Annotated in this window: 20 protein-coding genes and 1 riboswitch; of the genes, 17 read left to right on the top strand and 3 right to left on the bottom strand. The window is 60.9% G+C overall.

Features of this window, described 5'->3' with window-relative positions; all coding sequences use genetic code 11:
* The first annotated feature begins 59 nt into the window (after window positions 1-59).
* The 5 genes from ovoA (at window position 60) to LDN04_RS03710 (ending at window position 7,426) form a co-directional block, all read left to right on the top strand.
* The gene (ovoA, locus tag LDN04_RS03730) at window positions 60-2,168 is read left to right on the top strand and encodes a 5-histidylcysteine sulfoxide synthase (RefSeq protein WP_223906472.1); all 2,109 of its coding nucleotides are present in this window, start codon (window positions 60-62) and stop codon (window positions 2,166-2,168) included.
* A 250-nt stretch (window positions 2,169-2,418) separates the two neighbouring features.
* Window positions 2,419-3,396: an ABC transporter substrate-binding protein gene (locus tag LDN04_RS03725; RefSeq protein ID WP_374045163.1), complete on the top strand. Its 978-nt coding sequence runs from the start codon at window positions 2,419-2,421 to the stop codon at window positions 3,394-3,396.
* A gap of 206 nt (window positions 3,397-3,602) precedes the next feature.
* Complete coding sequence (locus LDN04_RS03720; protein ID WP_223906467.1) at window positions 3,603-4,514, top strand: ABC transporter permease; 912 nt, start codon at window positions 3,603-3,605, stop codon at window positions 4,512-4,514.
* Window positions 4,507-5,304, top strand: coding sequence for an ABC transporter ATP-binding protein (locus LDN04_RS03715; protein ID WP_223906464.1), 798 nt, complete (start codon window positions 4,507-4,509; stop codon window positions 5,302-5,304). The genes LDN04_RS03720 and LDN04_RS03715 overlap by 8 nt, the downstream gene beginning before the upstream one ends.
* A gap of 304 nt (window positions 5,305-5,608) precedes the next feature.
* Window positions 5,609-7,426 (top strand): DUF5018 domain-containing protein, encoded by a 1,818-nt coding sequence (locus LDN04_RS03710; RefSeq protein WP_223906461.1) that lies wholly within the window; start codon window positions 5,609-5,611, stop codon window positions 7,424-7,426.
* 575 nt (window positions 7,427-8,001) lie between these two features.
* Window positions 8,002-8,078: riboswitch (cyclic di-GMP riboswitch) on the bottom strand.
* A 177-nt stretch (window positions 8,079-8,255) separates the two neighbouring features.
* Here LDN04_RS03710 and LDN04_RS03705 read toward each other — a convergent pair.
* Together LDN04_RS03705 and LDN04_RS03700 are read right to left on the bottom strand one after the other, a co-directional pair.
* Window positions 8,256-9,467 carry an MFS transporter gene (locus LDN04_RS03705; RefSeq protein ID WP_223906457.1) on the bottom strand — a complete coding sequence of 404 codons (1,212 nt, stop codon included), beginning with the start codon at window positions 9,465-9,467 and terminating at the stop codon, window positions 8,256-8,258.
* 88 nt (window positions 9,468-9,555) lie between these two features.
* Window positions 9,556-10,647, bottom strand: coding sequence for a hypothetical protein (locus LDN04_RS03700; RefSeq protein ID WP_223906454.1), 1,092 nt, complete (start codon window positions 10,645-10,647; stop codon window positions 9,556-9,558).
* A gap of 130 nt (window positions 10,648-10,777) precedes the next feature.
* Here LDN04_RS03700 and LDN04_RS03695 point away from each other — a divergent pair, with 130 nt between their 5' ends.
* The 3 genes from LDN04_RS03695 (at window position 10,778) to LDN04_RS03685 (ending at window position 14,202) form a co-directional block, all read left to right on the top strand.
* A complete protein-coding gene (locus LDN04_RS03695) occupies window positions 10,778-12,124 on the top strand; it encodes a cyclic 2,3-diphosphoglycerate synthase (protein WP_223906451.1) in 1,347 nt (448 codons plus the stop codon).
* An 89-nt stretch (window positions 12,125-12,213) separates the two neighbouring features.
* Window positions 12,214-13,200, top strand: coding sequence for a serine/threonine protein kinase (locus LDN04_RS03690; protein WP_223906449.1), 987 nt, complete (start codon window positions 12,214-12,216; stop codon window positions 13,198-13,200).
* A 114-nt stretch (window positions 13,201-13,314) separates the two neighbouring features.
* Window positions 13,315-14,202, top strand: coding sequence for a retropepsin-like aspartic protease (locus LDN04_RS03685; RefSeq protein WP_223906446.1), 888 nt, complete (start codon window positions 13,315-13,317; stop codon window positions 14,200-14,202).
* An 88-nt stretch (window positions 14,203-14,290) separates the two neighbouring features.
* Here LDN04_RS03685 and LDN04_RS03680 read toward each other — a convergent pair whose 3' ends face one another.
* Entirely contained in the window at window positions 14,291-14,905 is a 615-nt protein-coding gene (locus LDN04_RS03680) for a YMGG-like glycine zipper-containing protein (protein WP_223906443.1), read from the bottom strand.
* A gap of 268 nt (window positions 14,906-15,173) precedes the next feature.
* Between LDN04_RS03680 and LDN04_RS03675 the strand changes: the two genes are divergently transcribed.
* The 9 genes from LDN04_RS03675 to LDN04_RS03635 all read left to right on the top strand — a co-directional run bounded on the left by LDN04_RS03675 (window position 15,174) and on the right by LDN04_RS03635 (window position 23,027).
* Window positions 15,174-15,659 (top strand): DUF456 domain-containing protein, encoded by a 486-nt coding sequence (locus LDN04_RS03675; RefSeq protein ID WP_223906440.1) that lies wholly within the window; start codon window positions 15,174-15,176, stop codon window positions 15,657-15,659.
* Between the two features lie 131 nt (window positions 15,660-15,790).
* Window positions 15,791-16,606 carry a mechanosensitive ion channel family protein gene (locus LDN04_RS03670; RefSeq protein ID WP_223906437.1) on the top strand — a complete coding sequence of 272 codons (816 nt, stop codon included), beginning with the start codon at window positions 15,791-15,793 and terminating at the stop codon, window positions 16,604-16,606.
* Window positions 16,607-16,744: 138 nt separating this feature from the next.
* Window positions 16,745-17,617, top strand: coding sequence for a bifunctional 5,10-methylenetetrahydrofolate dehydrogenase/5,10-methenyltetrahydrofolate cyclohydrolase (locus LDN04_RS03665; RefSeq protein ID WP_223906434.1), 873 nt, complete (start codon window positions 16,745-16,747; stop codon window positions 17,615-17,617).
* Window positions 17,618-17,630: 13 nt separating this feature from the next.
* Window positions 17,631-18,491 (top strand): SCO family protein, encoded by an 861-nt coding sequence (locus LDN04_RS03660; protein ID WP_223906431.1) that lies wholly within the window; start codon window positions 17,631-17,633, stop codon window positions 18,489-18,491.
* A 128-nt stretch (window positions 18,492-18,619) separates the two neighbouring features.
* The gene (gene ctaD / locus LDN04_RS03655) at window positions 18,620-20,248 is read left to right on the top strand and encodes a cytochrome c oxidase subunit I (RefSeq protein WP_223906428.1); all 1,629 of its coding nucleotides are present in this window, start codon (window positions 18,620-18,622) and stop codon (window positions 20,246-20,248) included.
* On the top strand, window positions 20,245-20,847 hold the full coding sequence (locus tag LDN04_RS03650; protein ID WP_223906425.1) for a cytochrome c oxidase subunit 3: 603 nt from the start codon (window positions 20,245-20,247) through the stop codon (window positions 20,845-20,847). Before ctaD ends, LDN04_RS03650 begins: the two co-directional genes overlap by 4 nt.
* A 162-nt stretch (window positions 20,848-21,009) precedes the next feature.
* On the top strand, window positions 21,010-21,291 hold the full coding sequence (locus tag LDN04_RS03645) for a cytochrome C oxidase subunit IV family protein (RefSeq protein ID WP_223906421.1): 282 nt from the start codon (window positions 21,010-21,012) through the stop codon (window positions 21,289-21,291).
* Between the two features lie 9 nt (window positions 21,292-21,300).
* Window positions 21,301-22,209 carry a cytochrome c oxidase subunit II gene (gene coxB / locus LDN04_RS03640; protein WP_223906418.1) on the top strand — a complete coding sequence of 303 codons (909 nt, stop codon included), beginning with the start codon at window positions 21,301-21,303 and terminating at the stop codon, window positions 22,207-22,209.
* Window positions 22,206-23,027: a protoheme IX farnesyltransferase gene (locus LDN04_RS03635; RefSeq protein ID WP_308464654.1), complete on the top strand. Its 822-nt coding sequence runs from the start codon at window positions 22,206-22,208 to the stop codon at window positions 23,025-23,027. Before coxB ends, LDN04_RS03635 begins: the two co-directional genes overlap by 4 nt.
* Window positions 23,028-23,078 lie beyond the last annotated feature (51 nt).

Raw genomic sequence — 23,078 nt, 5'->3', positions numbered from 1 at the left:
CGTGGTATACTCATAAAGCGCATCTATGCGCCACATCGCTACTGACACGGAGTGACGCCATGGACCTGAAGAAAACCCGTACCATCGTCCTGAACGAGGGGGACCCGGAGCGGAAACGGATGGAGATACTGGAGTATTTCCACCGGACGTTCGACATCGACGAGAAGCTCTACGAAACCCTGAAGTACGACGACACCTTCTACCTGCGGGCCGACCGGCTCCGGCATCCCCTCATCTTCTACTTTGGCCACACCGCCACCTTCTTCATCAACAAGCTGACCATTGCCCGGGTGATCGACACCCGGATCAACCCGCGCTTCGAATCCATGTTCGCCGTGGGGGTGGACGAGATGTCCTGGGACGACCTGGACGCCACCCACTACGACTGGCCGACCCGCCAGGAGGTGAAGGAGTACCGGGACAAGGTCCGGGAACTGGTGGACGGCCTGATCCGCCGTCTCCCCCTTACGCTCCCCATAACCTGGGAGGACCCCTTCTGGGGGATTATGATGGGAATCGAACACGAGCGCATCCACCTGGAGACCTCGTCGGTGCTGATCCGCCAGCTTCCCCTCGATCAGGTGGTGCAGCTCCCCTTCTGGGAGATCTGCCGCGAGTCGGGAGAGCCGCCGGCCAATGAACTGCTGCCGGTGGCGGGGGGCAAAGTAATCCTGGGGAAGCCGAAGGACCATCCGCTCTACGGCTGGGACAACGAGTACGGACGGCATGAGGCGGAGGTGGAGGCGTTCAGGGCCTCCCGCTACCTGGTTTCCAACCGTGAGTTCCTGGCGTTCGTCGAGGCTGGCGGCTACCGCGAACAGCGGTGGTGGACCGAGGAGGGATGGAACTGGTGCCAGTTCAAGCAGGCAGAGCATCCGCTCTTCTGGATCAGGGACGGTGCCGGCTGGAAGCTGCGCACCATGGCCTCGGTCATCCCCCTCCCCTGGAACTGGCCGGTGGAGGTGAACTGCCTCGAGGCGAAGGCCTTCTGCAACTGGAAGGCCGAGCGGAGCGGCCGGCCGGTCCGCCTCCCTACCGAGGACGAGTGGAACCGGCTGCGGGACGTCTGCGCCATTCCCGACCAGCCATACTGGGACAAGGCCCCCGGCAACATCAACCTGGAGCAGTGGAGCTCCTCCTGCCCGGTGGACCGTTTCCCCTTCGGCCCGTTCTACGACGTGCTCGGGAATGTCTGGCAGTGGACCGAGACCCCCATCTACCCCTTCCACGGCTTCCAGATCCACCCCTGGTACGACGACTTTTCCACCCCCACCTTCGACACCCGCCACAACCTGATCAAGGGGGGCTCCTGGATATCCACCGGCAACGAGGCGACCCGCGATTCCCGCTATGCCTTCCGGCGCCATTTCTTCCAGCATGCCGGTTTCCGTTACGTGGAGAGCGTTGCCCCGGTGGTGGTCCACCAGGACCAGTACGAGACCGACACCCTGGCGGCCCAGTACTGCGACGCCCACTACGGGCCGGCCCACTTCGACGTGGCGAATTTTCCGGCGACCTGCGCCCGGATATGCCTGGAGTTGATGGAGGGGCGCACCAGGGGTGCCGCCCTCGACCTGGGGTGTGCCGTGGGGCGGGCTTCCTTCGAACTGGCGAAGGGGGGCTTCGAACGGGTCACCGGGCTCGACTTCTCCACCCGCTTCTTCCGCCTGGCAGCCCGGATGCAGGAGGAAGGGTACCTGCGCTTTGCCCTGCCCGAGGAGGGGGAGATCGTCTCCTTCCACGAAATCGGTCTCGCCGAACTGGGGCTGGCGGAGGTCCGGGACCGGGTGGCGTTCTTCCAGGCGGACGCCTGCAACCTGCCGGACAAGTTCACCGGCTACGACCTGGTGCTGGCCGCCAACCTCATCGACCGGCTCTACGCGCCGCGCCGATTCCTCTCCACCATCCACGAGCGGATGAATCCCGGCGGCCTGCTGGTGATTACTTCCCCCTATACCTGGCTGGAGGAGTTCACGAAAAAAGAGGAGTGGCTCGGTGGCTACCGCGATGCCGGCGAGCCGGTCTGGACCCTGGATGGGCTGAAGGAGGCGCTGGCGACCCGCTTCCGGATGCTGGGCGCGCCGCGGGACATCCCCTTCGTGATCCGGGAGACCCGGCATAAGTTCCAGCACACCATTGCCGAACTGACGGCATGGGAACTGGCCTGAGGGGGGAGCGGGGGAGCGGATGCGGTGCCGTCGTTGGTTGGGCTGGCACCGCGCCAGGTTCGACGTTTTGACCTCTTTATGTCGCTACGTTCGGGGCGTGGCCTTTTTCAGGTCTTACCAGTTGCCATCGACGGGGCGAACCCCAGAATCACGTTGACGACAACTCTTCCGGGGTGCTATTCTTCCCCCTTGCCGCGGCAAGGGTGCGGAAAATTTACTATCGTCCCGGAGGTGTTACGTGCGTACAAGAATGAGCCTGGTGATCTTCCTCGCAGTTTCCCTGATGCTGCTTTCCTCGGCCTTTGCCGCGGATCCGGCAAAGCCCCTCATCGGGATATCGAAAATCGTCTCCCACCCGGCCCTGGATGCCGTTGAAAAGGGGATCCAGGACGAGCTCGCCGCTCTTAAGGTCAACGCCCAGTACGACCTGCAGAACGCCAACGGCGATGCCAATACCGCGGCGTCCATTGCCAACAAGTTCCAGTCGGAAAAAGTCACCCTGGCCATCGGCATCGCCACCCCCACCGCCCAGGCACTGGTGAACACCCTGAAGGGGACCCCCGTGGTCTTCTCGGCGGTGACCGACCCGGTCAAGGCCGGCCTGGTCAAGTCCCTGAAAAAGGGGGAGAAGACGGTGACCGGCGTTTCCGACATGACCCCGGTGAAAGAGCAGATCGAGCTGCTCCTCAAGATAAAGAAGGTCAAGCGGCTCGGCCACATCTACACCAGTTCCGAGGAGAATGCGGTGGTGCTGGCGGGGGTCGTGAAGCAGGTCTGCCGGGTAATGGGGATCGAGTACGTGGAGACCACGGTCTCCAAATCCGCCGAAGTGAAACAGGCGACCCAGGCGATCATCAAGCGGGTGGATGCCCTCTACATCAGCACTGACAACACGGTGGTATCGGCCATGAGCGCCGTCACGGACGTGGCCATGAAGAACAAGGTGCCGGTCATGTCGGCCGACCCGAGCTCCGCCGAGACCCATCCTGTGCTGGCTGCCTGGGGTTTCGACTACTACAAGATGGGACGGGCCACGGGCAAGATGGTCGCCGAGATCCTCAAGGGGAAGAAGCCGGAGCAGATACCGACCCGGTTCATGACCAAGGCGTCGGATGTGGACCTGCTGGTGAACCTGGACGTGGCGAAGAAGCTCGGCCTCACCATCCCGAAGGATGTCGTCAAAACCGCCAACAGGGTGGTGGAGAACGGCAAGTTGACGAAGAAATAACCCAGAACCACCACAGAGGCACAGAGACACGGAGAACATCAGGAAAATCGATTAACAGGGATGGACAGGATATTCAGGATAAAAACCAGAACCATTTTTTGGTTTAAAAATCAAAGACTTTAATCCTGAATATCCCTGTTAACAGAAGGTGTTGCTTTTCTCCGTGCCCCTGTGTCTCTGTGGTAGATTTTTTTAAAAGGTTTCCCATGATCGAAGGTATTTTCGTCGAAGGACTCATTTACGGCATCATGGTCCTGGGGGTGTTCATCTCCTTCAGGGTTCTGGATTTCCCGGACCTGACGGTGGACGGCTCGTTTCCGCTGGGGGCGGCCCTCATGGCCCAGTGTCTCCTCATGGGGGTGAACGGTTGGCTGGCGCTTCTCGTCGCCTTCGCCGGCGGGGTGGCCGCCGGGGTGATCACCTCCCTGATCCATAACCACCTCAAGGTGCCGAACCTCCTGGCCGGCATCCTGACCATGACCATGCTCTACTCCATCAATATCCGGATACTGGGGAACCGGGCCAACGTCCCCCTCCTCAACCAGGAGACGATCCTGACCCAGGTCACCGGCCGCCTGACGGGGATCATCCCCGATGACTACATCCTGCTGGTCTTCTTCGCCGTGGTGACCATCGTCATCAAGATCCTCCTCGACCTCTTCTTCCGCACCGACCTGGGGATGACCATCGGCGCCATGGGGAACAACGAGCAGATGGTCATCTCCCAGGGGGTGAACCCCAAGACCCTGAAGTCAATCGGCCTCGGGATCTCCAACGGCCTGGTGGCCCTCTCCGGAGCCTTCGCGGCCCAGTATCTCGGCTTCGCCGACGTGGGGCTCGGGCAGGGGATCATCATCTCCGGCCTGGCATCGGTCATGATCGGCGAGTTCCTGATCCTGAAGAGCAATCGCATCGGCGTCCTGACGCTCTGCGCGGTCCTCGGCTCCATCTGCTTCTATGCGGTCATGTACGTGGGGCGCTACTACGGCTACGTCATCAACATGACCCCCAACGACCTGAACCTGATCAAGGGGATACTGATCATCGTGCTGCTGGTGATGACCCAGAGTAAGAAACTGAAGAAAGCCGCCGTCCGGGCCGTGGTGAAACATGATTGAGCTCAAGAACGTATCCATGATCTTCAACCAGGGGACGGTGAACGAGAACCAGGCGATCTCCACCATCAACCTGAACGTCCGGGAGGGGGACTTCATCACCGTCATCGGGAGCAACGGCGCCGGCAAGTCCACTCTCTTCAACCTGATTGCCGGCACCATCACCCCCACGGTCGGCTCCATCCACCTGAACGACCGGAACATCACTCGCGACCCGGAATACAAGCGAGCGCGGTACATCGGCAGGATCTTCCAGAACCCGCTCCTCGGAACAGCGTCCAACATGAGCCTGGAAGACAACATGATGATCACCTATAAGAAGGGGTTCAAGTGGCTGAAGCGGAGCCTGAACCATTCCATGCGGGAGTTCTTCAAGTCGGAACTGGTCCAGCTCAGGATGGGGCTGGAGGACCGGATGAAGGAGAACCTCGCCCTCTTTTCCGGCGGGCAGCGGCAGGCGCTGACGCTGCTGATGATGGTCCTTTCCCGGCCGGACCTCATCCTGCTGGACGAGCACACGGCGGCCCTCGACCCGAAGAACGCCGAGATCGTCCTGGAGCTGACGAACAAGTTCATCGCGGAGTACAAGCTTACCGCCATGATGATCACCCACAACATGAGTCATGCCATCGAGTACGGCAACCGGCTCCTGATGATGGACAAGGGGGAGATCATCTTCGAGGCGGCGGGGGAAGAGAAGAAAGCCCTCACGGTGGAAAAGCTCATCGACAAGTTCCACCAGATCCGTCACAAGAGCTTCGAGAGCGACCGGACGTTGCTGTCGGAGGAGTGAGACTATGCATCATCAGTGACGAAACGCGAAAGGCGGCCGATTTGGCCGCCTTTTTTTATGCGGGAAGGGGGGATTTGCATGGTTGTTTGTTTCTAGATGCCGCCACGCTTATCGCTCGTTTTATTGAAAATTTTAATTTACAGGCTATCAGAGTTTGCGTATATTTCGACAACCTTCCCAACAGCACAGCACACCCAACGGGAAAGAGCCGACTCATCATATGGCGTTACTCCTGCAAATACCGCTAAACGCCGACCAGGTCAAACGGTCAAGGCCGCTTAACTTTCTAAAGGAGGAAGTTCAGATGAAGAAAAACATTGTCCGGGGCCTGGTTTATTTGATGGTTGCTTTTGGTTTAATTTCATGTGGTGGTGCCAGCACTAACTCTCCCGGCGTGTCTTCATCGTCAATGGCTATTACAGCATATTCATTCTCAAATATTCCTGTAACTGGTGTTGTAAATGAGAGCACTAAAACGATATCCCTCACGGTTCCTTATGGAACAAACGTTACCGGCCTTGTTGCCACTTTCACGACGACGGGCGCAAGCGTGAAGGTAGGTGGAGTTGTGCAAGTAAGCGAGACAACGGCGAATGACTTCATGAATCCCGTCGTATATACCGTGACTGCGGCGGATGGCTCAACAACCCAATACACTGTTACAGTCACAGTTGCTTTGAACTCATCAAAAACCCTAACGTCATTATCCATCCTCGGCATACCGGGAGCAATCAACGAATCATCAAAAACTGTGGCCTTGTCCGTTCCCTATGGAACAAACATTACCAGCCTTGTTGCCACTTTCACGACGACGGGCGCAAGCGTGAAGGTAGGTGGAGTTGTGCAAGTAAGCGGGACAACGGCGAATGACTTCACGAATCCCGTCGTATATACCGTGACTGCGGCGGATGGCTCAACAACCCAATACACTGTTACTGTCACAGTTGCTTTGAACTCATCAAAAACCCTAACGTCATTTTCCATCCTCGGCATACCGGGAGCAATCAACGAATCATCAAAAACAGTGGCCTTGCCCGTTCCCTATGGAACAAACGTTACCGGTCTTGTTGCCACTTTTACGACGACGGGCGCAAGCGTGAAGGTGGGTGGAGCTGTGCAAGTGAGCGGAACAACGGCGAATAATTTCACTAACATCGTAGCCTACACGGTAACGGCTGAAGATAACTCGGTAGCAACCTATACTGTACGTGTCACGATTCCGAATTATGTTCATCTTCAGAGCGATACCGGAGATTACATCGGAAGCGGCAACACCTACACCTACACTCAAGCCGATGCCCTGATTGGCGTCAGCGCAACGGGCGACCTCCTTTCAACAAGTATTAACGGAGACCAGAAATGGTCTGGTTACTTCCAGGTCCCGAACAGCCTCAGCCAACTTCAGCCTGGCACCTTCAGCAATCTTACTCGCTATCCCTTTAACAATCCTGCGGTAGGCGGTCTTAGCTGGTCTGGTGAAGGGCGAGGTTGTAATACTCTTACTGGATGGTTTGTCGTAGACAACGCCACGTATAGCAACGGAAATCTCGACGCTATCGACCTGCATTTTGAACAGCATTGTGAGGGCGGTGTTCCCGCCCTACACGGCCAGATTCACTGGACTCCATACGATACCACAGCACCAGCAGGCCCGGTTACGCCTCCACCCACGGGACTCTGGCAACCCGCCTCCGGATCGACACCAGCCACCGGCAACTACGTTTATCTCCAGAGCGATTCCGGAGACTATATCGGTGCTGGCCAGAATTACACCTACACCCCGAGCGTTGCTACTATTGCTCTTGGTACCGACGGTGGGCATCTCACGGTTAATATCTCCGGAACCAAGAATTGGAACGGCGATTTCAAGACCATGAACGTTCTCTCCCAGTTTCAGCCCGGCTACTACGGGAATCTTATGCGCTATCCGTTCAACAACCCCGTGCGTGGCGGCCTTAACTGGTCTGGAGATGGGAGAGGTTGCAGTACTTTAACCGGCTGGTATGTAGTAGACAATGTTACGTATTACAACGGAATTCTTACGTCAATCGATCTTCGTTTTGAGCAGCATTGCGAGGGAGCCACTCCCGCTCTTCATGGCCAGATCCACTGGATACAATAGCGGGGGCAGGAGTTGGACACCGACCGGGCGATTAGACTGCCCGGTCGGGTCGACGGCTGGCCCGTTAGGTAAAGTAAAATAACCCCTGATTCAGTCATGTTTGCCAGTCTCCTGCTGAAGATTGTAGAGGACTTTTACAAGCAACGGCGGCAGACGGTCTTCGTTCCGCTGGCGCTCCACTACCCCGTTGCGCCTCACCCACGTTATCGGATTGGAAAGGTGTGTCACCGCGGCCGAGACGCCCTCACTCCTGAAAGTAACAGCCTGTCTTCCCTATTTGCCTGAAAATTTCATGCGGTCTTCATGTTTGCAGACAAATCCGTTGCCGAACGACAAGGAAAATTCACAGTATCGGGGCCGTGACTTTTTCACCAGGCATTCGAACAGACCTTCGTTGATCATTCGAGTGGTACAAACTTTAGGGGTGTTGAACAGATCGTTCAGTTTACTGTTGATCGCTTTAAATATAATGTTCATGATCGCATCCTTGTGAGTATTTTTTCCTGCCGTTATCGATGCAGAATCATTTCGCATCGAGCCAATAAAAAAAGCCGGGTTGGAAATATCGGAGATATTTCGGTAACCCGGCTGTCTCGAGGAGATCCGTTAGGCTTTCCGCCCCACCCTCGCGGATGGTTTAGTATTATCGTCTATCACTGGAACATTATGTAATTGTTGGCATTATCGTTAAAAATCGGGAAATGTCAACCCATACGTTCATAGTCTCGCAAAATCAATCACTTCCCTTTAACGATCGAATAGTTCATGGCCAGGTCCACTTTTACTCTTGCCCAACAGCCTCTTTTCAGAAGAACTGCTTATGTTTTGATCATCCTCCCTGGAGACGCTCCCGTCGCAGCAAGTCCGGGAAGAGCCGTATCCAGATGAGGACGACGACGAGGGTGCCGATGCCGCCGATGAGGGCGGCCGGGACGGCGCCGAACCAGGCGGCGGTGAGCCCCGATTCGAATTCCCCCAGTTCGTTGGAGGAGCTGACGAAGATGGCGTTGACGGCACTCACCCGGCCACGCATCTCGTCCGGGGTCTCCAGCTGGATGAGGGAGGCGCGGATGACGATGCTGATCATGTCGGCCCAGCCGAGGATGGCGAGGGCCGCGAAGGAGAGGAGGATGGAGCGGGAGAGGGCGAAGACGACGGTCATGGCGCCGAACAGGGCGACGGCGGCGAACATGACCCGGCCGACTTTCTGGCGGAGCGGGTTCCGGGCAAGATAGAGGGATGCCACCAGCGCCCCAACGGCCGGCGCACCCCGGAGCAGGCCGAGACCTTCGGGGCCTGTAAGGAGGATGTCCCGGGCGTAGATGGGGAGGAGTGCCGTGGCCCCTCCCAGGAGGACGGCGAACAGGTCGAGGGATATGGCGCCGAGAAGCACGGGGCGGCTCCGGATGAAGCCGATTCCGGCGAAGACGGTCTGGAGGCTGATGGGTTCCCGCGAGGGGGGGATGCGCCTGATCCGGATGCAGAGGATGGTGACGGCGGCAAAGAGGAAGAGGAGGAAGCTTATGCCGTAGACCGCGGCGGGACCGGCGAGGTAGAGAAAGCCCCCCAGCACTGGGCCGATGATGGTGGCCGCCTGCTTGACCCCGGAGCTGGCGGCTATGGCCTGGGGAAGGATCTCCGATTCCGCCAGGGAGGGGACCAGGGCGAGCATGGTGGAGTATTCGAAGGCGCGGCCGATGCCGATGGCGAGGACGAAGAGGAGGATGGTCTCGCGGCTCCCCCCGTGCAGGAGGGTGGTCGCGGCGAGACCGGCCAGTGCTGCCGCCTCGGCCAGGAGGGCGAAGGAGACGATCCGCCGCCGGTCGTGGCGGTCGGCCAGGTGCCCCACATAGAGGGTAAGGAGAAGCGACGGGATGAACTGGACGAGCCCCACCAGACCCAGGTCAAGGGCGCGGTGGGTCAGCCCGTAGATCTGCCAGCCGACGGCGACCCCCGCCATCTGGTAGGCCAGGGTCGCCGCGCCGCGGGCGGCGATGAAGAAGGCTAGCGGTCGGTGCTGCCGGAGCGAAAAGGGGGGCATGGTCGGGTGTCGGGTCCCTTCGGTGCCGTGATGGTGTACGGGAGCATCCTATGCCAGTCCGCGGCTCTTGTCCAGCTGGAGTTTGCCCTTATCCCTCCAGGGCATGCCGCAGGTTCACCACGAAGTCCTGGGCGTTGGTCAGGATGGCGCGGGCCTGCCCCGAACCGCGGTTCGCCAGCTTGTCGGCGCCGAATTCGGACATGTCGACGATGTAGAAGAAGACCGGCCGCACGGTGCCGTCATCCATCACCCGGTAGTCGGGGACCATGTTGCCGGTGGCGATGGTATGGAGCTGGGTCGCCACGGCGATGACGGTGGTGGCCAGGCGTGTCTGGCAGCGCATGGCATCCTGGGCCTGGACCGTGTCGGTGATCACTTCGGGGAGGGGGCCGTCGTCCCGGATGGAGCCGGCCAGGACGACGGGGGCCGACCGGCGCAGGCAGGCGGGGATGATACCGTCCCGGATATCCAGATCGGCGACGGTCTTTGCCAGGGACCCGCGGCGGCGAATCTCGTTGATGGCGTCCAGATGGTTGTAGTGCCCCCCGGGAACCAGCGCCTGGGTGTAGATGTCCTGGCCGAGGCCGGTGCGGAAGAGGGCCGCCTCCAGGTCGTGGGTGGCGAGGGCGTTGCCCGCCAGCAGGGCCTGGCAGTAACCGTTCTCGATCAGCCACTGCATGGCGTCGCGGCTGTCCCGATCGAAGGCGACGGCCGGTCCGAGCACCCAGAGGATAGAGCCGTGCTCACGGTCATGGCGGAGGATCTCGTACAGCTCGTCGTAGGAGCGGGAGAAGGGGGTCTCCCGGGTGCCGCGGACGCGGAAGGCGAACTTTCCCTCCGCCGCCGGGCCGGCGGGATCGAAACCGGTGGTATGGACGTAGATTCCCTCTTCGCCGTTCTCGCTCCGTCCCATGACGACCGGGTCCCCCTGCCGGACGAGGCGGGGCTCCACTGCCTGGAGCGTGTCGTCCCGCAGGAGGAGGACGGCGTCCATTCGACTTTCCCGGACCAGCAGCCACTCTCCATTTCCCTGGTGGACGTACTCGGGGTGGTTGCTGGTAGCATGGAAGCCGGCGGGGAGAATGCCGTCGGCGGTTGCCGGTTCGGTCCGGGCCGGCGGCGCCGCAGCCAGGTCGGGGCGGGAGAAGTCGGGGGGGATGTAGGGGGGAATGGCTGCCATGATGGCCTCCTGGATGTCGGGGAGATGGGACAAGTAAAGCGCCGGAGGGAGATTTGTCAAGCGGGAGTCGGCGACAGCCGCCAATGTGTGGTACGCTTATGGCTAGATAATGGCGGACGGGAGGATGGTCATGGAAAGAGGTCGGAGAAGCCGACCCACGCGGGTCGTCATCATGGGGGCGGCGGGACGGGACTTCCACAACTTCAACTGCTGTTTCCGGGACAACCCGCTGTTCAGGGTGGTGGCGTTCACGGCGGCCCAGATCCCCTCCATCAGCGGCCGGCGCTACCCTCCCACCCTGGCCGGGCCGCTCTATCCCAAGGGGATTTCCATCTATCCCGAGGAGCGGCTCCCCGACCTGATCCGCCGCCACCGGGTTCGGCAGGTGGTCTTTGCCTACAGCGACATCTCCCATGAACAGCTGATGCACACCGCCTCCCTCGTCCTTGCCTGCGGCGCCGATTTCCGGCTCATGGGCCCGGACGCCACCATGCTGGCGAGTCGGCGACCGGTGGTGTCGGTCTGCGCCGTACGGACCGGCTGTGGCAAGAGCCAGGTGGTCCGCTATTTCTGCGACATCTTGCGGGAGCGGGGGATACTACCGGTGGTGGTACGCCATCCCATGCCTTACGGCGACCTGGCTTCCCAGGCGGTGGAGCGTCTTGCGGAACCCGCCGACCTGGACCGGTTCCACTGCACCATCGAAGAGCGGGAGGAGTACGAGCATCTGCTGGAACATGGCGCCATCGTCTATGCGGGGGTGGACTACCGGCGGATCCTGCGGCGGGCCGAGAGGGAGGCGCAGGTTATCATCTGGGACGGGGGGAATAACGACCTCCCCTTTTTCCGCCCCGACCTGGAGATCGTGGTGGCGGACCCCCTCCGTCCGGGACACGAGACCTCCTGGTATCCTGGCGAGGTCAACCTGCGGCGGGCGCAGCTCGTGGTGGTCAACAAGGTGAATGCCGCCGGGCCGGCGGCCGTGGAGATGGTGGAAGCCGCGGCGAAGAGGGTGAACTCGGCGGCCAGGGTGGTGCGGACGGCGTCGCTCGTGACCGTGCCAAACGGGGAAAGGATCCGGGGAAAACGGGTCCTGGTGGTCGAGGACGGCCCATCCGTCACCCACGGCTCCCTCCCTTCCGGGGCCGGCCTCGCCGCGGCCCGGAAGCACGGCGCCGAGGTGGTGGACCCCCGCCCCTGGGCACAGGGCTCCCTGGCCGGGGTCTATGCCGCCTTTCCCCACATCGGGCCGGTACTCCCCGCCATGGGGTACACCCCCGGCCAGGTGGCGGACCTGGCCGCCACCATAGCGGCAGTGCCGACCGACTTCGTGCTGGCTGCTACCCCCATCGACCTGAACCGGCTGCTGGCAAGCCCGCAACCCATTATTCGCGTTTCCTATGCCATCGGGGAGATCGCCGGGACTCCGCTCAAGGATGCGTTCTGCGGGCTCATGGAGCGATCGGGCGGATCGTAACGAACGACCCTTCTCCTTGGTTCCGGCGGCGATTGGTGGTATGGTGGGGAAGTCGGTACGATCACACATTCACAAGGGAACCGTGACCCATGCCCGAGAGCCCGCACCCCTTTCAGACCCTCACCCCCAGTTTCATCATGGACGCCGTGGAGAGCCAGGGGTTTCGCTGCGACTGCCGCACCTTTGCCCTGAACAGTTACGAGAACCGCGTCTACCAGGTGGGGATCGAAGAGGGGCAGCCGCTCATCGCCAAATTCTACCGCCCCGGCCGCTGGAACGACCTCCAGATCCTGGAGGAGCACACTTTCTGTCGGGAGCTGGCCGACCAGGAGCTTTCGGTGGTGGCCCCGTGGCGAAACGGGGTAGGGGAGAGCCTCTTCCACTACGGAGGGTTCGGTTTTTCCCTCTATCCCCGCCAGGGTGGCCACGCCCCCGAATTCGACAACCTGGACAACCTGCTGATCCTCGGCCGGATGCTCGGCCGTATCCATTGCGTCGGCGCAGTCCATGTCTTCAGGCACCGGCCGGCCCTGAATGTTCAAAGCTTCGGCCGTGACAGTGTTGCCCTGATCGGCGAGCGCTTCATCCCGGCGGAGTACCGGCCCAGCTACACCGCCGTGACCGACCAGCTCCTGGATGCCATCGACGGGTGCCTTGCGGAGGCGGGACCGATCCGGCAGATCCGGACCCATGGCGACTGCCACGCGGGGAATATTCTCTGGCGTGGCGGCGTTCCTCACTTCGTCGATTTTGACGATGCCCGGACGGCCCCGGCAGTGCAGGACCTCTGGATGATGCTCTCCGGTGACCGGCAACGCCAGACCGCCCAGCTGGATGCGCTGCTGGAGGGGTACCGGGAGTTCAGCGACTTCGATCCCCGGGAATTACGGCTGATCGAAGCGCTGCGTGCCCTGCGCATGCTCCACTACGCTGCCTGGCTCGCCAGCCGCTGGGAGGATCCGATCTTTCCCGGCACCTTCCCCTGGTTCAACACCGTGCGCTACTGGGGTGAGCATATTCTCCAGCTGCGGGAACAGCTGGCGGCACTTGCCGAACCGCCGCTGGAACTCCCCTGAACGGGTTTTCGCGCACTGGCGTCTTCGTCGTGCTGGCCATTGTCCCGCCATACGGTACACTAACGGAAGGTTTTTACCTGGGGGCCGTCACCGGCTGACGGCAGGGAGGAAGGGATGGAATTCCGGTCCGTTTTTCTGCGGAGAGCCGTGGTGCTTCTCCTGTTTGTCGGGGTGCCGGGGGGGGCGACAGCGGGTGGCGGACCGGCTTCCGTCGACGCTGCCGCCTACCTGGCCCGGGGAGAGTATGCCAGGGCGGCCAGAGCCTTCGCCCAGGCTATCGACCGTGGCGACAGGAGCGCCAGCGTCTATGCCGGCCTGGGGCGGGCCTATCTGAAGCTGGGTGACAACCAGCATGCCACCGATATGGAACTGCTGGAAAAGGGGGCGGCGGCGCTGCGCACGGCAGAGGAACTGGATCCGTCGCGGGCGGAAACCCACTACGACCTAGGCCTGACATTGCTGGCCCTTGGTGACCGGCCGGGGGCAGCCGGGGAAATCGAACATCTGAAGCAGCTGGACCCGGGGCTGACCGCCACCCTTACCCGCGCCCTGGAAGGGCATCGCCCCCTTCCTTCCTACCGGCTCGTCGGCGAGAGTGGCCGGCCGGAAAAAAACGGGACCCCCGTCATCGTCGAGGGGAATACGGTCCTCGTCCCGGTCACCCTCTCCCTCGGCTCCCGGAGCGTCCAGGCGCGGCTGATCCTGGATACCGGCGCGAGTATGACCACCATCACCCCCCAGGTGGCGGCGCAGCTGGATATCAATCTCAACCAGGCCGTGTCGGGTGCCGTGCAGGTGGTGGGGGGAGGCTTCGTGGAAGCCCGGGGGGTGCGGCTCGACCAGATCTCGGTCGGCCCCCATGCCAGGACGAAGATGAACGTGGCCGTCATCGGCAACGGTAACCCGCGGGTACCCTATGACGGCCTGCTGGGGATGGATTTTCTTCGGGGGCTCCATTACCATGTGGATTTCAGGAACCGGGTGATCAACTGGACCCCTTGAGAAGGGGGAAGCGGGGGATTCGGGACATGAACGGAAAAGGCGGCCACCGGCCGCCTTTTCCTGTTTCTCTCCCCATACCGGTTTGGGGTCACTGGACGGTGAACGACGTCTCCCGGGAGTCCTTACCGCTGGCGGTGCTGATGGTGGTGGTTACCTTGTAGGTCCCTTTTTTTGCGTCCTGGGGGAGAAAGAGCGGAATGCTGGAGCTGTAAGTGCCGGCGGGATGGGAGACGTTCACCGACGGGTTACCCACCAGCTCGTTGTTCAGCCTGATTTCGTGGGATTCGGTGATGGCCACCGGGGTGGTGGGGGTGGGTGCCATTACCGCGTAGGTGGCCATCAGGTCGACTTTGTCGCCGGCTTTCACGGTGGCGGGGGCTGCGGACGTATTCTCTATCCTCGTTACGATTCCGGCCGACGGCTGGTAGCCGTATTTGTTTGCCGTCTCTGCAGCGGTTTTTTTCTTGTCGACGGTGTAATTGCCGACTACGCCTCCCACCAGCGCCCCGGCCAGTCCTCCGAGGATCGCCCCCTTGGTCCGGGAGCCTTCGCCTGCCAGCAGTGCACCTGCCAGTGCGCCCGTCGCCGCGCCGATGCCGGCCCCTTTTGTTGCCCCCTCATGCCCTTCCGGAACGGTTGCACAACCGGCTATCCCCAGGGTAAAGGTGGCAAGCGTCACGAGTGCTGCAATTCTCAGGTTCATGTGTTTCCTCCCGTCTTGAGTTGATGCGTTGACAAACGCACCGGTGTCGACGCACATGTTCTTTGGGTGTCTTTGCCCTTGATCGGCAAAAAATGGATGACTCAATCCTGCGTGGCGAGACACATCATGTGCCGTGTCTCATAATTCTAATTGGTCGTCTGTTGCTGTCAACCTGCCCGGACCCGTTCGTCAGGTTACGGTTTGCATTTACGTGAAGAGGTCGTTACGCTATGTTTTCCGGTACATGGGGGAAGAGGGAGGAGAATCAATGGACGTTACCGTCGTGTTGTGGATAGGGGCAGGAGTGTTGACCCTGCTTGGACTAGCCGGGCTGGTGCTGCCGGCACTGCCGGGGGCGCCGCTTCTCTTCGCGGGGCTTTTGCTGGCTGCCTGGGCGGAGCATTTTGTCTATGTGGGGCCGGGGACGCTGGCGGTCCTTGCCGTCATGATGGTCCTGACCTACCTGGTGGAGTTTGCCGCCTCGGCCATCGGCGCGAAGCGCTTCGGTGCTTCCGGACGGGCAATGATGGGTGCCTTGCTGGGAGGGGTGATCGGCATTTTTTTCGGGATACCGGGAATTCTGCTCGGCCCCTTTGCGGGTGCGGTCATCGGCGAACTGTCGCTCCAGCGGAGCCTGCATGCGGCGGGGTGGGCCGGGCTGGGAGCCTCCCTTGGCATGGCACTTGGAATGGCGGCCAAGCTGGCCCTGGGATTCGGTATGGTCGGACTGTACCTGCTGGCACGCTTTTTCTGATCCTTCTCTATCTTTCCTCCTTGGAAACCCCCTGAATTAGGCTACACTATCATGTAGAATTCAAAGCGAGATGGTTCCGTCTCTTCGTTTCGGTTGAGCGGGACGACCGGAAACTCCAAGGGGGAAACTGTATGGAAACGATGGGACAGTACCAGCAGCTTGCCATAGCCTATGTCACGGAACTGGGAACCAAGCTTATCGCCGTCATCCTGTTCTGGATAGTCGGCCGCTGGCTGATCGGGCTGGTGGGGCGGATGCTGAATGGAGTTCTGGAACGGCAGAAGGTCGACCCCACCCTGATGCGCTACATCGGCAACTTCGTTGCGGTGACCCTCAACATCATTCTGGTAGTTGCCATCCTTGGCTACTGCGGCATACAGACGACGACCTTCGCCGCATTGGTGGCCGGCATCGGCATCGCCATCGGCGCCGCCTGGGGCGGACTCCTTTCCAACCTGGCGGCAGGCATCTTTCTCGTGGTGTTGCACCCCTTCAAGGTGGGGGATTTCGTGACGGCGGCCGGTGTGACCGGCACCATCAGGGAGATCGGCCTCTTCGTCACGACCATCAACACGCCGGACAACGTCATGACGCTGGTGGGGAATGGCAAGATTTTCAGCGATACCATCCAGAACTTCACCACCAACGATTTCCGCCGGGTCGAACTGAAGTGCCAGCTGGCCGGCAGTGCCGATCATGTCGCCGCTATGCAGCTTTTGCGGGAGAAACTGGCGGCGGTTCCCAACGTACTGGCGCAGCCGTCGGTGGAGGTGGAAATCCTCGACTTCACCCTGGTGGGACCGGTGCTGGCCGTGCGCCCCTTCTGCCATAATGACCATTACTGGCAGGTCTATTTCGACGGCAACCGCACCATCCGTGAGTCCCTCGCCGCCGCCGGCTTCCCGTCCCCCATGCCGGCGCAGATGGTGGTGGTGCAGAACCCGTAGCGGGCTTTTTCAGGAGCGTACGGTATACAGGGAAGGGGGGCTGTTGTGGCCCCCTTCGTTTTGTGGTAGAAAGAAAGATACTTTTGCGAGGCGACGAGGGTATTCCCGTCTGCCCTTTTTAAGAGAGGACAGCACATCATGAACCTGTTGGATGGAAAGAAATGCGCGGAGAGCCTGATCGCCGACATAGCGAAGAAGGTGGCGGGGTATGTGGATTCCGGCCTGCGCAAGCCCCACATGACCATTATCCTGGTCGGCAAGCACGCGCCGAGTGAGTCGTACGTCAAGTCGAAGATAACCACCAGCACCCTGGCAGGTTTCGAAAGCAACCTGATCCGGTTTCCGGAAACGGTGAAGGAGGCGGAGCTGCTGGCGAAGATCGAGGAGATCAACAGCGATCAGACCACCGACGGGGTGATCGTCCAGCTCCCCCTCCCCAAGCATATCAACCAGCAGCACATCATCAATGCCATATCCCCCGACAAGGACATCGACGGCTTCCATCCGACGAATTTCGGCCGGATGACGCTGGGGCAGAAGGCCTTCCGGCCGGCGACCGCCTATGGCATCTGCAAACTCTTGCAGTTCTACGAAGTGCCGGTGAAGGGGAAGCATTGTGTCGTCATCGGCAGGTCCAACATCGTCGGCAAGCCGATCTCCATCATGCTCTCCAACGATTTCGACATCGGCAACGCCACGGTCACCCTGTCTCATATCGAGACCCCCCGGGAGCTGCTCCTGGACGAGACCCGCCGGGCCGACATCGTGATCGTGGCGGTCGGCATCCCGGGGTTCGTCACCGAGGATATGGTGAAGGAGGGGGTCGTCCTCATCGACGTGGGGATCAACCGGCTGGAGAACGGCAAGATCGTGGGGGACGTGGCATTTGACCAGGTTGCGCCGAAATGTTCCTGGATAACGCCGGTCCCTGGCGGGGTCGGCCGGATGACCGTCACCGCCCTGATGATCAATACGCTGGTAGCCTACCAAAACAACTTCAACCTGGCCTGAGTGGGGGAGACTTATGGGACGGCGCTGCGGAACAGGATGGCCCGACTCATGCCTGGTGCTTGCGGCACTGCTGATAATGCTCGGTGGTATCCCTTCCCTTGCGATGTCCCACACGGCGGAAGACCTCCCGACGAATGACCATCCTGGCATGGCAGCAGGATCAGCTGATGCGATAACGGCCGGCCTCACCGAACGGTTGGGGGAAAAAATCCCTCTCGACCTCACCTTCCGCGACGAATCGGGCAAACCGGTCCGTCTGGCGGACCTGGTGACCGTTCCGACCATCATCCTCCCTGTCTACTACAGCTGCACCAACGTCTGCAATTTCCTCCAGGGAGGGCTGGCCGGTGCCCTGCCGGGGGTAAAACGGAAACCGGGAGAAGAGTACCGGGTCATCTCCGTCAGTTTCGACGAGACCGAGACGCCGGCGCTGGCGGCAAAATACAAGCGGATGTACCTGGCCTCCATGAACCCCCCCTTTCCCGAGGATGGATGGCGGTTCCTCACCGGCGACGCGCAGAATATCCGCCGGTTGACCGATGCGGCGGGGTTTCGTTTTGCCCGCAAAGGACGGGATTTCATTCACCCGGTGGCGAGTATGGTCGTCGCTCCGGACGGCACGATTGTCCGTTACCTGTACGGGACCGTTTTCCTCCCCAAGGACCTGACCCTGGCACTCATGGAGGCCCGGGAAGGGAAGGTGGGGGTGACGATTCGCAAGGTGGTCGGCTACTGCTTCACCTTCGATCCGGAAGGGAAGACCTACGTCTTCAACCTGTTGCGGGTCAGCGCCACGGTCGTTATCCTCTGCACGGGGGGCTTTCTCGCCTTCCTTCTCCTGACCGGCCGCAGGCGTAAGGACCGAAAAACATAGCTTGAATAGAACACGGATCACATCTGAACATACGGATAAAAGCGGATAGTTTAAATCGGGGATTGATCCGCAGTTATCCTGGCTTTTCTGCCTTTTCCGTGTTCCATTCGAAGTAGCCCGGAGTGACGATGATCCCAGTCGAAAACGTGCCCCCTGCCGGAGATGGCGGTTTCTGGAACGATACCGGTAAAACCGGCATCACCGCGTGGATTTTTTCCACCGATCACAAGCGGATCGGCCTGCTCTACTTCTATTCGGTGCTCACCTTCTTCCTGATAGCCGTTGTGCTCGGGGTTCTGCTCCGGATCGAACTGATGGCGCCGGGACGGACCATCATGGGGCCCCAGACGTACAACGCCGTATTCACCGTGCACGGAGTGGTGATGGTCTTTCTCTTCATCATCCCCGGATTTCAGGGTTCTTTCGGCAACCTGGTCATGCCGATCCAGATCGGTGCCCGGGATGTGGCCTTTCCCCGCCTGAACCTCTTCTCCTGGTGGCTTTACATCGCAGGTGCCGCCGTGATCATCACCTCCCTCTTCACCGGTGGCGGCCCTCCCGACACCGGCTGGACCTTCTACGTCCCCTTCAGCGAGCGGACCGGCACCAACGTCTCCCTGGCGGTCTTCGGCGTCTTCATTGTCGGCTTCTCGTCTATTGTTACCGGCCTCAACTTCGTCACCACCATCCATCGCCTGCGGGCAGAGGGGATGACCTGGGGGAGGTTGCCACTCTTCGTCTGGTCGCTCTACGCCACCGCCTGGGTGCAGATCCTGGCGACCCCGATTCTCGGCATCACCCTGGCATTGATCATCGCCGAACGATTCCTCGGCACCGGACTCTTCGATCCGGCACGGGGGGGCGACCCCCTCATGTACCAGCACCTGTTCTGGATCTATTCCCACCCGGCGGTCTACATCATGATCCTGCCGGGGATGGGGGTAATTTCCGAGATCATTCCCGCCTTTGCCCGCAAACCGATCTTCGGCTACAAGATGATTGCCTTTTCCAGCCTTGCCATCGCCGCCGCCGGTTCCCTGGTCTGGGGGCACCACATGTTCACCAGCGGGATGAGTGACACGGCCATCCTGGTTTTTTCCTTCCTCACCTTCGTGGTGGCGATTCCTTCGGCCATCAAGGTCTTCAACTGGGTCTCCACCCTCTACCGGGGGTCGATTTCCCTGGAAGCCCCTATGCTCTTCGCCCTCGCCTTCATCCTGCTCTTCTCCATCGGCGGGCTGACCGGCCTGATCCTCGGCGCGGCCGCCACCGACATCCATGTCCATGACACGCAGTTCGTGGTCGGTCACTTCCACTATGTCATCTTCGGCGGCGCCGTCTTCGCCTTCTTCGGGGCCATGCATTACTGGCTTCCCAAGTTCTACGGCCGCCGCTACGCCGAAAAGCCGGCCGTCGTCGCCTGGGTGCTGATGTTCGTCGGCTTCAACATCACCTACTTCACCATGATGGTATTGGGGATGAAGGGGATGCCCCGCCGCTACTACGACTACCTCCCGGAGTTCGCCCCCCTCAACCTGGTCTCCACCATCGGCAGCTGGATTCTGGTGAGCGGCCTGATACTGATGCTGGTGAACCTGTTCCGGGGCCTCTTCAAAGGGGAGCCGATCGACAGGAACCCCTGGGGGGCCGCCACCCTGGAATGGACAATACCCACACCTCCGCCGACGGAGAACTTCGAAGAAGAGCCGGTCGTGACCCATGGTCCGTACGATTTCAAGGGAGCGGGAATCCCATGAGCGGGCCACTGCACAAGGACTATGCCGGCGCCAAGCTCGGCATGTGGCTCTTCCTCTTCACCGAGTTGCTCCTCTTTGGCGGACTCTTTCTGCTCTATGCCGCCTACCTTGCCCGCTACCCCCGGGAATTCGGCACGGCAGGGGGGCAGATGCATCTGGGGTTCGGCACGCTCAACACGGTGATCCTCATTACCAGCAGTCTGCTGGTGGCCATGGCGGTGACTGCCATCCAGCGGAACGCACGCCGAATGGTCCTTTGGCTGCTCGGCGGAACGGTCCTCTGCGCGGCGGTATTTCTGTTCAACAAATACCTGGAGTGGAGTGATGAGATAGGGAAGGGGATCTATCCAAATTCACCGAAACTGGTTGCTGCCCCTCCGGGAGAGTCGGTCTTCTTCAGCCTTTACTACCTCACCGTCGGGCTCCATGGCCTGCACGTGCTGATCGGCGGCACGCTCCTGACCCTCGTGGCGGTCCGCGTCCAGCGGGGAACCATCCATGCCGGTGACTACGTGCTGCTGGAGAACGGGGCCCTTTACTGGCATCTGGTGGATCTGGTCTGGATTTTCATCTTCCCGCTCTACTACCTGATTCTGTAGGGCGGGGGCGGTCTTCCGACCATCTCGGCGCCGTGTCCTCAAAGCCCCGCTTCGACGTAGCGCTGCTACGCCTCAGCGAAGCTTCTGCGGGCCGGCGACGATCTAGCCGAAATCTCGCGCCCGGTTAGCAAGGTCGAATGCTTTCGAACGGAGATTCAGTTGATGAGTGAACAACAACACATCGTCAGTTACGGCAAACTGACGGCGATCTGGCTGGGGCTCCTTGCCTTGACGGCCCTCACCGTCTGGGTTGCCCGCCATAATGTGGGAATAGGCCATGTCTGGGGTTCACTCGCCATAGCTGTAGTTAAGGGAGGCTTGGTGATCGCCTTTTTCATGCATATGAAGTACGAGGGGCGTCTCCTGCGTTGGCTGCTGTTCTTTGCCCTCTCCGTCCTGGCCATCTTCATCGGCTTCACGTTTTTCGACGTGCTGTACCGGTAGGAATGTAACATGAACCCTTTGCTCATCACCACGACACAGGCGGTCGACCCTGTCTTCAAGTTCATCTTCGGGGTGTCCCTCGTCCTGTTGCTCGGCATCACGGCAACGACGGTGGGGTTCGTCATCCGCTACCGCCGCTCCCGTGCACCCGAACCGACGTCCCAGTCGTCCGGCAATATCTGGCTCGAAATCGTCTGGATCGTCCTCCCCTCCATCCTGGTGCTGGCCATGTTCTATTACGGCTGGTCGGGCTACCTTTCCCTGCGCAATGTGCCCAAGGATGCGCTGCCGGTGACGGCGACGGCCCGCATGTGGTCATGGAGCTTCACCTACGCCAACGGCAAGACCAGCCCCAGGCTGTATGTCCCGGTCGGGAAGCCGGTGGTGGTGAACCTGGTCTCCAAGGATGTGCTGCACGGCTTCTATATCCCCGCCTTCCGGGTCAAGCGGGACGTGGTCCCGGGGATGAAGAACTTTGCCTGGTTCGTGGCAAGCAAGCCCGGCTCCTACGACCTCTTCTGCTCCGTCTACTGTGGTGTAGGCCATTCAGCGATGATCACGACCGTGGAGGCGGTCCCCGCCGCCGAGTTTGCCGCATGGCTTGAGAAGGGGGAAGGTAAAGAGGAAAAGGCAGCCGGCAAGGCCCTTCTGGAAAAACATGGCTGCCTCGGCTGCCATTCCCTCGATGGGACGGCGAAGGTGGGGCCGACCTTCAAGGGGATTTTCGGGCGGCGCGTGACGGTCTTGACAGGGGGTACCGAGCGGACCATCACGGTGGACGAGGAGTACCTGCGGCGCTCTATCCTCGATCCGAACGCCGACGTGGTGAAGGGGTACCAGCCGATCATGCCCTCTTTCCCTGGTCTGACCAAGGACGAGGTGACGACGATGGTCGAGTTCATCGAGGGGGTCAGGTGATGGGGGCTCTTTCCCTGCTGTTCCGGCCCCGGCTTGCGCTCCTGAACGGTGCCACGGCGGTCGGGGGGTACCTCCTCTTCCCGACTGCGGTCGATCCGGTTCGGCTGGCCGCGGTCTTTACCGGCGTGGCGATCCTGGCGGCGGCGGGATCGGCGTTCAACCAGGTGCTGGAGCGGGATGTCGACCGGCTCATGGAGAGGACCCGGCATCGCCCATTACCTGCCGACGACATGACGCCGGTGGGGGCCATGGCTGTCGGTTGCGGTTGTCTGCTGGCCGGCTTGCTTTTTCTCGCCGAGTCCCGGGACCTGTTGCCGATGCTGTTGGGTGTGGCGGCCCTCGCCTGGTACCTCGGTGTCTATACTCCCCTCAAGCGGCGCACCACCTTGGCCCTGGCGATCGGTGCACTCTGCGGGACAATCCCGCCGGTCATCGGCTGGTGCAGTGCCGGCGGAGAGCCGATCGATTATCCCGTTGTCCTTTTCGCCGGTCTCATCTACCTCTGGCAGATCCCCCATTTCTGGCTCCTCCAGCAGCGTCACGCCGACGACTACCGCCGTGCCGGCATTCCCCTGCTCCAACTCCGACGGAGCGATTCATCCCCTCACGGTCTCTGCCGGCTCTGGGTGGCCGCCCTGGCGGTTGGGGCGATGCTGCTGCCAGCCTTTGGCATCATCGGCCATTTCATCCCTCTATGGTATGCGGCCCTTTGTCTTCCCCTCGGTGCAATCGCTCTCGGCCGTTCCGAAACGGCCATCTTTTCCTCCCTCAACCTCTTTCCCCTCCTGTTGACCCTGCTGCTCTTTATCCAGCGATAGCGCAGCTGACGGAATCCCGTTCACTCCGTTGCCTTCTCCCGAAACGGGGGT

The organism is Geobacter sp. AOG1 (assembly GCF_019972315.1).
Taxonomy (GTDB): domain Bacteria; phylum Desulfobacterota; class Desulfuromonadia; order Geobacterales; family Geobacteraceae; genus Geomobilimonas.
The sequence above is the reverse complement of the archived record's forward strand: the minus strand, read 5'-3'. Positions and strand labels throughout refer to the sequence as shown.